We start from the raw sequence: 12,133 nt of genomic DNA, 5'->3' as shown, positions 1-12,133 counted from the left end.
GGGAAATTCTTTAACGGCTTCACCAAATTTTCGGTATAAGGAGTTGCCCATGAACAGCGCCGCATTTTTCAAGATGAGTTACGGCGTCTATATCGTTTCTTCCCGTAAGGACGGTCAATTCAACGGTCAGGTCGCAAATTCGGTTTTTCAGGCAACATCTGACCCGCCCACGGTTGTGGCAAGCATCAATAAAAACAATCTCACCCATGAGTTCATTCAAGCCAGCAGGAAGTTTACCGTCTCTGTTCTCGCAAAAGCAGCCCCGATGAACCTGATCGGCCTGTTCGGATTCAAGTCAGGCCGCACAGTCAACAAGTTCGCGGATGTTTCCTTCAAAATGGGCGTTCTGGAGGTCCCGATTGTTCTGGATCATACGGTGGCTTACATGGAGGCGGAAGTGATCGACGAAAAGGACTGCGGCACCCACACCCTTTTTATCGGAAAAATTGTCGACTGCGAAATCGTCAGCGACGAAGAACCCATGACCTACGCCTACTATCATGAAGTCAAAGGCGGAAAGTCTCCCAAAAACGCTCCGACATACAGGGAAGAAAAAAAGGAGCCGACAGCGGCCCCGCAAACAGGAGGGAAAATGGAGAAATACACTTGCACAATCTGCGGGTATGTTTATGACCCGGAGCAAGGTGATCCCGAATCGGGCATCGCTCCCGGAACAGCGTTTGAAGATCTCCCCGATGACTGGACCTGCCCGATCTGCGGCGCGGACAAATCCCAGTTTGAAAAGGGCGGATAGGGCAAAACGGGATTTTCAGCAAGCCTGTTCATCGCCTTGGACAGGCTTGATTTCAGCCCAGGGAATGGCCATTTCAATCCATGGCCTTTAACGTTTTTTCCAAAAATTTACGAAATACATTGTAATCGCCTGTCATCGGCAGGGGTTCGCCGGTTCGCGAGTCGATATCCCGCATGCTTGCCGGCAACTCGGGACTGATGCCCAGCAGCGAAACGATTTCTTCGGGGAATTTTGCCGGATGAGCCGTTTCCAGGGATACACAGAGCACTTTCCTCCCGGTCTGTTCCAGATAGAGTTCAAGACCCCGCCAGCCCACAGCTCCATGTGGTTCCAGAATCAGTCCGTACGAATCGTAAGCCCTTCGGATCGTCCGCCGGGTTTCCTCATCGGAGACAGAAACGGAGAAGATATTGTTCCTCATCTCTTCCAGATCCGGCATCTTGTGCACACGACCTGTCCGGTCCACTGTCCCCCCGTATAAGTCAAAAAACCGGGCCAGATTGCTCGGATGGCCGACGTTCATGGCATTCGACAGACAGGCAAGAGAAGGCGATATCTTTTCGTAACGGCCGGTTTTCAGAAAACGGGGAAACTCGTCGTTCTCGTTGGTGGGCATCACCAGTTGGGCGACGGGCAGGCCCATGCGCCGTGCGTATTCACATCCCAGGGCGTCTCCGAAGTTTCCAGACGGCACGGAAAAGACGATCTCTTCCCCCCTTTCGGCAAGCTGGGCATAGGCATAAACATAATAAATCATCTGGGGTAGAATCCGGCCGAAATTGATGGAATTGGCGGAGGTCAGATTCAATCCCGCCAGGGCGGGATCGGCAAAGGCCTGTTTGACGAGATCCTGGCAGTCATCGAACTTTCCTTCCACGGACAGGGTCCGGACATTGCCGCCGATGGTGTCCAACTGCTTTTTCTGCCGGCCACTCACCTCTTCCCGGGGATACAGGATATAGACGTCAATTCCGGCAACGCCCTTAAAGGCTTCCCCCACGGCACTGCCTGTATCCCCCGAAGTGGCCACCAGGACATTGAGGCGCTTTCCCGGATCGCGAAAATGACTCATCAGGCGGGCCATCATCCGGGCCGCGAAATCCTTGAAGGAAGCCGTCGGTCCCCGGTCGAGTCGGAGAACATACCGACGGTCCACAACGCGTTCCAGGGGAACTTCATAATTATAGGAAGATTCAATCACCGCCTTCAGAGTTTCCAGAGGCAGATCCGCCCCGAGATAAGCCTCCGCCACCAGCAGAGCGGCCGCCGTATAGGGCCTGCCTTTCAGATTCAGGATCTCGTCGAGGGACAGTTGGGGAATGCTCTCGGGCATGAACAGTCCTTCATCCGGAGCCTGCCCCAGAAGCAGGGCTTCCCGGAAGGAAACTCGATCCTTGAACGGCTCCATTCCTTCAACATTATCGAGGTAACAATTCGTGCTGTAATACAGGATTCTCTCTCTCATGAATTCCCCCATACGGTGCAACTTTTCCCGACGGCGTGGAACGCTGAATTCCACCTTCAAAGTTCGAAGTTCCAGGATAGCATTTCCCGATGAGAGACATAGAATTTGGAACGTTGAACCTTCTAAGCAGGGAGCTGTTCCCGATGAATTTTATGACTTCGGACAAAATCCAGAAAAATCTGGTGGTGACGCATCAAAGCGAGCTGCCGACGATAAATCAGATAAAAAGAGCGTTCGATGCGGCAGTCCTCAACGGGCACTTCGTACAGAAGACCGGAAAGAAGCTCCCGCTCAACTGCATGGATGGAAATCATGGAAATTCCAAGTCCCGCAATCACCGCTTCCTTTACTGCCTCGGAACTCCCGAGTTCAACAGCGATATGCAATCTCGAAAGTGTCCAGTTTAACGCATCCCGGAGATATCGCTCGAAGACCTCACGCGTGGCAGACCCTTTTTCCCGAACGACAAAGGGTTCCCCCGCCAGCTCCGCCCAGGTGACCATTCCCCTGCCAGCCATACGATGCCCTCGGGGAACTGCAAGAATCAGTCGGTCTTCCCAGAGAGGCTCTACGTTCAGTTTCTGATTCAACGGCTTCTTCCCGATGATGCCGATCTCCGACTGCTGGTTCAGGATCGCGTCCATGGACTCCTCGCTGTCCGCCATCTGGACATTCACCCGGATATCCGGATGGATCTTACGGAAATCACTGAGGACATAAGGGAGAATATAGGTTGCGGGGATCGTACTGGCGTGCATGTCGATAACACCACCCGTATGATCCTGAGTCCGGACCAGCCGTTCCCCGGCCTCTTCCCTCAGATGAAGCAGTTTCCGTGCATAATCGTAAAGAACCTTTCCCTCCGGAGTCAGGGAAATACCCATGCGCTCCCGATTGACCAGTCGGACATTCAGGACCTCTTCCATGTTTTTTACATGTTTGGTCAGGGAAGGCTGGGTGAGACAAACCCGCCGGGAAGCCCGGCTGAAGCTCCGTTCTTCGACGAGAGCGACCAGGGTTTCAAGCTGCTGAATGGTAATGTTCCGAAAACCGTCGTATGCCATGACTGCGACTGCTATCATAACCGAAAGGAATAATCAATCCGTTTGAAGCACTCAGATGAATTTGACATCCTTTCTTCTTTCTCTTATAGTCTTGCATTCTCATGATCATGCCGCTATCCTCTTTTTCCCTCTGCGGCTGCAGGCAGCCGGGATGAAAGAGACACATGAAAATAAAAGCAGTACAGGAGCTTTTCCAATGGAAGATTCCCCGAAACCACGCCTGACTGAAACCGTTTCCGGAGCCGGGTGAGCCTGCAAGATCGGTCCGGGAGACCTGAAAGAAGCCTTATGCGATTTCCCCCTGATCTCTGACCCCAATCTGATCGTTGGGATGGAGCATGGGGAAGACGCGGGAGTTTACAAACTCCGGGAAGATCTCGCCATCATCCAGACGGTGGATTTTTTCACGCCCATTGTGGATGATCCCTATACCTTCGGCCAGATTGCCGTGGTCAATGCCCTGAGCGACGTCTACGCCATGGGCGGTACGCCGCTGACGGCCATGAACATCGTCTGCTTTCCCATCAAGAAAATGAACATCTCCATTCTTCGGCAGATTCTTCTCGGCGGGCTGAACAAGATGCGTGAGGCGGGCGTACTGCTGATCGGCGGCCATAGTGTGGAAGATCCGGAACTGAAGTATGGGCTTTCCGTAACCGGAACCGTCCATCCCGAAAAGGTCCTGCTCAATTCCGGCGCCCGCCCGGGAGACCGGCTTATCCTGACGAAAGCCCTGGGAACAGGCATTGCCGGCACGGCCATCAAGGCCGGGATCGCCGATGAAGCCCTGATCGCCTGTTCGATAAGTTCCATGAACACCCTGAACAAGATTGCAGGAGACATTGTTCAGACGACCCCGGACGTTCATGCCTGCACGGATATCACCGGCTTCGGGCTGCTCGGACACGCCGCGGAAATGATCGAAGGACAGGAAATCGGCATCCGGTTCTTCTCCGACCGGGTCCCCTGCTTCCCGGGAATCCGGGAACTGGCGGAAATGGGAATTCTGCCCGCGGGACTTTATCGGAATCGGGACTTCCGCATGCCTTTGATCGATGTCCATCCCGACTGTCCCGAATGGCGTTTTGATATTCTTTTCGATCCTCAGACTTCCGGAGGACTGCTCTTTGCGCTGGCCGCCGACCAGGCGGAACCCTGCCTGGGCAGACTGCACGCAGCCGGCGTGCGGGAAGCGTCCATTGTCGGCGAAGTCCTTTCCTCTCCGGCCGGCCGGATTATCGTGGAATAGGAACAAAAAGGGAAATTCTGAGGTTTGTTTTATCGTGCCGGATCTGGTCATCCCGGGGCAGGATCGGTTTAAGCATGGTCATTTTCCTGTGCCGCTCCTTCCTCAAGTCATTGCTCCGGCTAAAAAAATGTTTACCGATATCCCGCAATAAAGCGTTCCCCGAGTCAAAAGATAACCATCATCTCAAAGTTTATACCCTTGATATATTTCCATGAATATAATAGATATCCAACCGGCATCTGCCTGATAAGCAGCGGGTTTCATAAAGGCGGCGGCCCTCATTCACCCATACGGAGGGGCCGGACAGGCAGGCTTGTGTTTGTTGAAAACCTGCCTGAAAGAGACATTGTTTTTAACTGCGATACAGCAGAAGAGAAAATAAGCGGAATTCAGGAGCTGCACGGCGGAAAAGGATGGTCGCTGCTGTCTGATTACTGCCTCCAAGCCGATAGCGTGCGGTTATCCCAAACTGACATTCAACAGGAAGGATTTTCAAAAAAGGGAGGGCTTCCGCCCGGAATCCCTGACATCTGAACGAAAGGAAAAGTGAAGGAGTTACAATATGATGCAACCGACGACCTCAAACCCCAGTGATTTTATCCGGGACATCATCGATGAAGACCTGCGGACAAACAAACACGGCGGCCGTGTTGCCACCCGTTTCCCGCCGGAGCCGAACGGCTACATCCATATCGGTCACGCCAAGTCGGTATGCCTCAACTTCGGGATTGCCTCGCAATACCAGGGAACCTGCAATCTCCGGATGGACGATACAGACCCGATGGGCGAATCCATGGAATTCGTGGAATCGATCATCCACGATGTGCACTGGCTGGGATTTCACTGGCAGGACCGTCTCTTTTATGCCTCCGATTATTTCGAGCAGCTTTATTCCTTCGCTGTTGAGCTCATCAAAAGCGGCAGCGCCTATGTCTGCAGTCTGAGTCCTGACGAGATTCGGGAACATCGAGGAACATTCACGGAACCGGGCAAGGAAAGCCCCTATCGAAACCGTTCCGTAGAAGAGAATCTGGACCTCTTTTCACGGATGCGGGCCGGCGAGTTCGCCGACGGCGCCCATGTCCTGCGGGCAAAAATCGATATGGCTTCTTCGAATATAGTCATGCGGGATCCGATCATCTATCGCATTAAACGGGAGCCTCACTACAGGACTGGATCAAACTGGGTCATTTATCCCATGTACGACTTCGCCCACTGCCTCTCCGACGCTTTGGAAGGAATCACCTATTCAATTTGCACCCTTGAATTCGAAAACAACCGTCCCCTGTACGACTGGTTCGTAGAGAGACTGATCGAAGGCTCGCGCCCGCGGCAGATCGAATTCGCCCGCCTTAATCTGAGCTATACTGTGCTCAGCAAGCGGCGGCTCATTGAACTGGTAACCCAAAAGCATGTTCAGGGCTGGGATGATCCCCGCATGCCGACGGTTGCAGGCATGCGTCGCAGGGGCTACACACCTGAAGCCATCCGGACATTCTGTGCCGATATCGGCGTGGCCAAAAACGATAATCTGATTGATATATCCCTGCTGGAACACTGCGTCCGCGAGGATCTCAATGCCCATGCGCCAAGGGCATTATGCGTCCTGCGGCCTCTGCGGGTTGTGATCGATAATTATCCTGAAGATCAGGTCGAAGAGATTGAGTGCGCCAACCATCCGCAAAATCCCGGGATGGGAACGCGGATGCTTCCCTTTTCCAGGGAGCTTTATATCGAACGAGACGACTTTATGGAAGATCCACCGAAAAAATATCACCGTCTTGGACCGGGACGGGAAGTCCGTCTCAGAAATGCTTACATCATCAAATATGAAAGCATGGTGAAAGACGAGAAAACCGGCGAAGTCAGCGAGCTCCACTGCACCTATGATCCAGAGACCCGCAACGCGCCGCCAGCGGACGGACACAAGGTTCAAGGAGTCATTCACTGGGTTTCGGCACGGCACGCTGTACCTGCCCAGGTAAGATTGTACGACCGGCTGTTTAGCATCGAGGATCCGGGAAACGAAGAAGATTTTATGAAATTCCTGAATCCCGGCTCTCTGGAGATCCTGACAACCTGCTATGCAGAATCGAGCCTGAAAAATGCGGAAGCGGGGAACAAATATCAGTTTGAAAGACTGGGGTATTTTTGTGTTGATCCGGAGGCCTCAGCCGGCAAGCCTGTTTTTAACCGCATCGTTCCGCTGAGGGATTCATGGACCAAGACAGCCGGTGTAAAGAAGGATTAGCAGATCTTTGACAAAGGATGCGCACCCGAAGAGCGGCAGCCCGATTTATATCCAGATCAACGAGCCGAAAGCCGCTGTTAACGCAAGTTCATTTTTTTCAATTCATAAGTGGAAGCTGCTCATGATTGGAAACATCATCGAGCAGCTTTGCCACGTATGCATCATCTGTCCTGTTTTTTACCGACCAATTCTCAACAGATGGATCTGGTCAACCTAAGGTGACCTGACTCAGCAGTTGATAAACCTCATTGACATTGCTGTCTTTCTTGAATTCCTTGACGATGGGTTTTGGATTTCCGTGGATCCAGATCTTCAGTTTCGCTTCGAGGTCGAGAAGACCGGTACTCACCTTAGCAAAGGCAGAAATCTGGGAATAGGGAACTGTTATGTATGCGGCCTTTTTCCCCGTTACTGCCTGGTCTACAAGGATAAGCCGCTTGTTCGTGAAGACGATCATTTCGTTATGCAGCCTGAAGACCTTAGTGACGTCCTCGCCATCTACGAGGAGTGGCGCGTATTCCTTCCTGATGTTGTCCACCAGTTCCTGCATGGATAGCAGTCCCATTTGTCCGCCGATCAACCCTTCCATAGTCTACCTCCTTTATTTCTTAAGCCATAATAAGTGATTTGACACAGGTTCGTTCCAAAGATTTTCACGAGTTCAACATCCATTTTGCGGAAGAGAAAACTCTTTTCATGTTGCACCCTATATTGCATTGAATCGCTCGAAAGTCAAACAGTTGTCAGTTAATTCTGAATGCCTCGGCATGGTCTTCACAGATTGACATCATTACCTTTCATTCGTCGATCCACGTCACGCTGAATGTTACACATGACGTTAAACATTCGGGCAACAGGGCTGAAGCTTTCTGGAAAGTGCCGCGCCAGTTCGTTCTTGACTTCCTGTTTGCCAGGAAGACGGACTCCGGTCATCACCATGGCGTCGTGGATCACATGATCGGCAGTGTAAATTCTTATTGTGGCGGCAATATTATTGTCAAGAGAGGAAGTTGTCGGCATCGACTGAAGATATGGGCGGCTGTCATTAAAGGAAAAAATCCGGTGCGTTACGGTAATGCCATAGCGGAGACAGTGAGTTGTTTCGAGAAAGAGATGCGGGTGACTGTAACTGTTTCCTTTGCTGCCGCCCTTAATAATTTTCTTTACTGAATAATCCCGGCAGAACTTTACCGTTGAAAAAAGAGAGGGTGACCATAAATGGCCTGTCACAATCTGTTGCCGCAACCTCGGACAAACTGTCATGTTTCAAAGCAGCAATCATGGACAAATCTCCTCGAGAAGTTCATTTTAGTAAATAAACAAAAAAGATTTTATCTTAACAGGCTAAATTATATCAGCGTAATGAAAATTTATCATTACAACATAACCGTACAATGAAGTCGCCTTGGAACTTCTTACCAGATGGGATATTAATCCAGCAACCAGCGATAGATTGTCGCAGTTCCTTTAAAAAAAGGGATAAAGTACGCGGAGGGGCCAGTCATCGCCAAAGCCGACACGTTCTTGTTTTATTCATTCTGTTGCAGTGTTTCAACCCTCATGACACAAAAACCCCTCCGCATATACTCGCATTACGAAAAGCAACATCTTCTCAATTCATCCATGACTGAGATTTGAATTACCAGACAATCCGCGCATCGACAGCCACGCAGCCTGAGGCATCGGCCATCAGAGGATTGATGTCCAGTTCCTTGATGTCCGGGACCTCCGTGGCCAGGAAAGAAACCCTTTCCAGGGTTTCCAGAAGCCCTTCCCAATCCACACAGGCTTCACCACGCACGCCCTTCAGCAAAGGATAGATCTTCAGAGACGAAATCATTTTTTCGGCCTCCGGCCTTCCAACAGGTACGAGTTCGCGGCTGACGTCCTTGAAGACCTCCGTGTATATGCCTCCGTATCCGCAGGCAAGGATATGGCCGAACTGTGCGTCAAGTTTGAGACCAACGAGGAGTTCCTTTCCCCCGACCTGTTCCTGCACATGGAAACCGATTTTCACCGCTGGATTGCGATCATTTACCTTTTCTTTCATCCCCTGAAAGGCCTCACGAAGCTCCTTTTTATTGCGAATCCCGGTCATTACCCCCCCCCAGTCGCTTTTGTGAAGAAAGGCTTCGCCTGACAACTTCAGGACAAGTGGATAAGACAGTTCGTCGGCCGCTTCTTTGATTTCTTTCCAGTTTCGTGCGATCTTTCCCCGCGATACGTGAATCCCGAAAGCGGCCAGCAGGGCAAGGGCATCCTCTCCAAGCAGGATCTTACGCCCTCTTCCCTTCTGCAACAGCGATTCGGCCTGCTCGTGGTCATAAGGGAAACTCCGCTGGGAGGAGATTTCCCGTTTTCTGAGCTGATGGTAGCGGTAACAAAACGACAGGCCCTGCGCAGCCCGCTCGACGGATTCGAAGCAGGCGACATTGTCGGTGGCGGGTTCAAGGCGCTCCACAGTGTCGTCGGTTCCCGAACCATAGACCCACATGGCAATTGGTTTCCGACTGCCGCTTTCCCGCCGGGCGGCTGCAACCGCCTCGACAATGTCAATATTTTTGTGAAGGGGGGAATCCACGCTTACCGTCACCCCCAAAACACCATCGACCTTCGGCGATTTCAGCAATTCCATCAGGGCGGTTCTGTAAGCCTGAGAGTAACCGCCCCCGAGCATGCCCACAGGCCAGATGTCGATAGGATTGCCGATGTGAACCCAGTCCGGTATCCCCTTTTTCAGCTTATCGGGAAGGCCCTCAGGCAATTCCGCAATCTTCAATCCGAAATCTTCACAGGCATCCGTTGCCATGATCCCTCCCGCTCCGGTGGGGGTCAGGACTCCCAGTCGTGGCCCCTCCATATCTTCAAACTGTATAAAAGAACGGATGGCATCTTTCAGTTCGGAACCATTTTTCACGCGAATGAGGCCGGCGCGGTTGAAGGCAGCCTCAGCGATTTCGTCCTCCCCGGTAAGAGAAGCCGTATGGGAGAGGGCGGCCTTGGCACCGGCCGTAGTCCTTCCGGTTTTGAAAATGATGATCGGTTTGTCAGGGGATATCCGGGAGGCTGCTTTCAGGAATTCCCTTCCCCGGATGATGCCTTCCATGTGCACCACGATAACCCGGGTTTCCGGATCGGCTCCGAAATATTCCAACGCGTCGACAAAATCCACATCACAGGCATTCCCAATATCGAGTGCCTTTCCCCAGTCATGATAGGCGAGGTTGTGCGAGGCCACCTGGATCATACCCGTCTGGGCGATCAACGACACCGGCGGAATCTTCTTCGGTTTGATGAGATCGACAAAGCTGGTCGAGAAATTACGGAAATTGTTCAGAATTCCCAGTGTGTTGGGGCCGACAACCCGTATGCCGCTCTCGCGAGCCAGCCGAACGATCTCGTTCTGGAGCTTCTCCCCATGCGGATCGGCATCGGCAAAACCCTGGCTGACGATCATCACCCGCTTCACACCGGATTGAATGCACTCTTTAAAAGCAGCAACCACCTGGTCCCGACCCATGGAGATAATCACCAGGTTTACCGTCTCCGGCACTTCGGTTATGGAGGGAAATGCCCTGAGACCACAGATTTCATCGGCTTTCGGGTTGATCGGATAGATGCGTCCCTGGTAGCCGTAGCGGAGCATCATTTCTACTCCATTGTACGTGTCCGGGCCCGTTTGTCTGGGTGTTCCGATCATGGCTACAGATTCCGGCTCCAAAAAATATTTCATTTCAGATTCCTCCTCCTTTCACATAAGTTCAAGATCCGTTTTTAACCTCTTTGAGATTCTCCGAGATCCCTGCCCCTTGACTGACTCACTTTTTTGTTGCTTGTACTTTTCTGCTGTTTTCTTGATTTATTTGAATTGCGGTGTGTGAGGTCCTGCCAACTACCCCAGCCTGTTCTGTCTAACGTCTGGGGTGCAGATCATGTGAAACGATTACCCTGCTGCCTTTTAAATGATTAATACAGTTGATGAGTACTTTTATAGCTGAGAGAAATTATGCATACAACCCTCAAAAAATAATGTCAATGATTTTCAATTATTGGAGGGAAATATAGATTCTAGATACCACTGAAAGAAATATGAAGGATTTCACCATAGCTTTTTTGTGCTGTTTGACCATTTTCGGCACTGGTTTTTGAAGTTTCGGTCACAAACCCGGTCGAAAAATTTTTAAGTGAAATTCAAAGCTGAAGGGGTTCCAAGGCTTTACTCTGTAGCCCCTTCTTTATATTAAATCAAAAAATGGCGGCAGGATTTTAACCTCCGCCATCCTTCCCCCAAGCAGACCGTCATTCGATAGGGGCATACATGCGGCCATCTACCGGAGATCGGCGTCACGCTTTTCTATCCTTCTTAACCCTTGTTCTTACTTTTTCCCCGACCATTCCCGCGGCCTTTTTCTCCCGAATACTTTCCTCCGCCACAGCCATATAGATCCTCGCCTCTTTTCAGTGCATGAAACTCAGGCGATCCTGGTTTAATACCCAAGCTCTTCGCCAAGGCTCCCCACCCTTTTTTCTTCCCCGCCTTATATTTCTTCATGACATATTCCGGCTGATGATTTGACATTTCCCCGAGGCGCATAACCATATAAGCATCGACTGGGTTGGAAACGTTGCCAATAATGGCATCAATCTGAGCAGAACCGATCTGAAAGCGCGTGGCAAGCCTGGCCTTGAATCCCGAGGGATCAGCTTGGGCCTGGATGTTGAAATCATGCATCCAGTCAAAATCTCCTGCCACAGAGATTGATGAAGATAGAAAAAATAAAACAGCGGCCACGAGCATAATCCTACACAACTTCATTAGTCTTTTTCCTCCTTCTCTTTTCTATTTTTAACCTCGATCTTCTTATCATGTTACAATATCTATAGTAGTCTATTGAGGCTTAGCCTGTGTTTGCTGTGCAATCTTAATTTCTACTCTTCTGTTCTTCTGGCGTCCTGCCTCTGTATCATTGGTTGCAACAGGCATAGTTTCTCCAAAACCAACCACCTCAATGCGGTTTTCTGCTACGCCACGCTGAACCAGTAAATTCTTTACTGCGTTGGCACGTCGTTTTGAAAGGTCCATGTTATATGTATCGGAACCTTTGCTGTCGGTATAACCCTCCACCCTGATGAAAGTGTCGGGGTATTGCTTAAGAACGCCTGCAACGCGGTCTATTTCAAAGTAAAGATCAGGCCTGATCTCTGCCGAGTTCGTATCAAAGGTGACATCGCCTTTGAAGGTAACTGCCAGAAGGTTGCCTTCCCTGGTAACGGCTGCGGCATCTGAGGCGCCCAAAGCGTTACGCATGTCCTTTTCCTGATTGTCCATCATTCTGCCGACTCCAGCGCC

11 protein-coding genes are annotated in these 12,133 nt (G+C 51.1%); 4 read left to right on the top strand and 7 right to left on the bottom strand.

The features are described 5' to 3' along the window. Positions 1 to 49: 49 nt before the first annotated feature. Positions 50 to 754 carry a rubredoxin gene (gene rd / locus SYN_RS16950; protein ID WP_041584747.1) on the top strand — a complete coding sequence of 235 codons (705 nt, stop codon included), beginning with the start codon at positions 50 to 52 and terminating at the stop codon, positions 752 to 754. 73 nt (positions 755 to 827) lie between these two features. On the opposite strand, the gene thrC is transcribed toward rd, so the two are convergent. Both thrC and SYN_RS05025 read right to left on the bottom strand, forming a co-directional pair. Beyond that, positions 828 to 2,219, bottom strand: a complete 1,392-nt coding sequence (gene thrC / locus SYN_RS05030) for a threonine synthase (protein WP_202943592.1) — start codon at positions 2,217 to 2,219, stop codon at positions 828 to 830. Positions 2,220 to 2,341: 122 nt separating this feature from the next. After that, positions 2,342 to 3,283: a selenium metabolism-associated LysR family transcriptional regulator gene (locus SYN_RS05025; RefSeq protein WP_158302925.1), complete on the bottom strand. Its 942-nt coding sequence runs from the start codon at positions 3,281 to 3,283 to the stop codon at positions 2,342 to 2,344. A 196-nt stretch (positions 3,284 to 3,479) separates the two neighbouring features. Here SYN_RS05025 and selD point away from each other — a divergent pair, with 196 nt between their 5' ends. The 3 genes from selD (at position 3,480) to SYN_RS05005 (ending at position 6,783) form a co-directional block, all read left to right on the top strand. After that, positions 3,480 to 4,532 carry a selenide, water dikinase SelD gene (gene selD / locus SYN_RS05015; RefSeq protein WP_083756520.1) on the top strand — a complete coding sequence of 351 codons (1,053 nt, stop codon included), beginning with the start codon at positions 3,480 to 3,482 and terminating at the stop codon, positions 4,530 to 4,532. Between the two features lie 315 nt (positions 4,533 to 4,847). Then, complete coding sequence (locus tag SYN_RS05010; protein WP_041584745.1) at positions 4,848 to 5,066, top strand: hypothetical protein; 219 nt, start codon at positions 4,848 to 4,850, stop codon at positions 5,064 to 5,066. Between the two features lie 31 nt (positions 5,067 to 5,097). Then, the gene (locus SYN_RS05005; RefSeq protein ID WP_148202630.1) at positions 5,098 to 6,783 is read left to right on the top strand and encodes a glutamine--tRNA ligase/YqeY domain fusion protein; all 1,686 of its coding nucleotides are present in this window, start codon (positions 5,098 to 5,100) and stop codon (positions 6,781 to 6,783) included. A gap of 208 nt (positions 6,784 to 6,991) precedes the next feature. On the opposite strand, the gene SYN_RS04995 is transcribed toward SYN_RS05005, so the two are convergent. From SYN_RS04995 to SYN_RS04975, 5 genes are all read right to left on the bottom strand, one after another. After that, positions 6,992 to 7,372, bottom strand: coding sequence for a PH domain-containing protein (locus tag SYN_RS04995; protein WP_011416966.1), 381 nt, complete (start codon positions 7,370 to 7,372; stop codon positions 6,992 to 6,994). Positions 7,373 to 7,557: 185 nt separating this feature from the next. Beyond that, on the bottom strand, positions 7,558 to 8,013 hold the full coding sequence (locus tag SYN_RS04990; protein ID WP_148202490.1) for a hypothetical protein: 456 nt from the start codon (positions 8,011 to 8,013) through the stop codon (positions 7,558 to 7,560). Between the two features lie 409 nt (positions 8,014 to 8,422). Beyond that, on the bottom strand, positions 8,423 to 10,516 hold the full coding sequence (locus SYN_RS04985) for an acetate--CoA ligase family protein (protein ID WP_011416964.1): 2,094 nt from the start codon (positions 10,514 to 10,516) through the stop codon (positions 8,423 to 8,425). Between the two features lie 630 nt (positions 10,517 to 11,146). Continuing rightward, on the bottom strand, positions 11,147 to 11,581 hold the full coding sequence (locus tag SYN_RS04980; protein WP_237671312.1) for a hypothetical protein: 435 nt from the start codon (positions 11,579 to 11,581) through the stop codon (positions 11,147 to 11,149). 90 nt (positions 11,582 to 11,671) lie between these two features. Further along, positions 11,672 to 12,115, bottom strand: a complete 444-nt coding sequence (locus SYN_RS04975; RefSeq protein WP_237671331.1) for an OmpA family protein — start codon at positions 12,113 to 12,115, stop codon at positions 11,672 to 11,674. Positions 12,116 to 12,133: the final 18 nt, after the last annotated feature.

It is taken from the genome of Syntrophus aciditrophicus SB, assembly GCF_000013405.1.
In the GTDB taxonomy this organism is placed as follows: domain Bacteria; phylum Desulfobacterota; class Syntrophia; order Syntrophales; family Syntrophaceae; genus Syntrophus; species Syntrophus aciditrophicus.
The sequence above is the reverse complement of the archived record's forward strand: the minus strand, read 5'-3'. Positions and strand labels throughout refer to the sequence as shown.

Coding starts and splice junctions, on each gene's coding strand:
- SYN_RS05005 (WP_148202630.1), top strand. CDS start 5,098: ATGCAACCGACGACCTCAAACCCCAGTGATTTTATCCGGGACATCATC.
- SYN_RS04975 (WP_237671331.1), bottom strand. CDS start 12,115: ATGATGGACAATCAGGAAAAGGACATGCGTAACGCTTTGGGCGCCTCA.
- rd (WP_041584747.1), top strand. CDS start 50: ATGAACAGCGCCGCATTTTTCAAGATGAGTTACGGCGTCTATATCGTT.
- SYN_RS04985 (WP_011416964.1), bottom strand. CDS start 10,516: ATGAAATATTTTTTGGAGCCGGAATCTGTAGCCATGATCGGAACACCC.
- SYN_RS05025 (WP_158302925.1), bottom strand. CDS start 3,283: ATGGCATACGACGGTTTTCGGAACATTACCATTCAGCAGCTTGAAACC.
- SYN_RS04995 (WP_011416966.1), bottom strand. CDS start 7,372: ATGGAAGGGTTGATCGGCGGACAAATGGGACTGCTATCCATGCAGGAA.
- thrC (WP_202943592.1), bottom strand. CDS start 2,219: ATGAGAGAGAGAATCCTGTATTACAGCACGAATTGTTACCTCGATAAT.
- SYN_RS04980 (WP_237671312.1), bottom strand. CDS start 11,581: ATGCTCGTGGCCGCTGTTTTATTTTTTCTATCTTCATCAATCTCTGTG.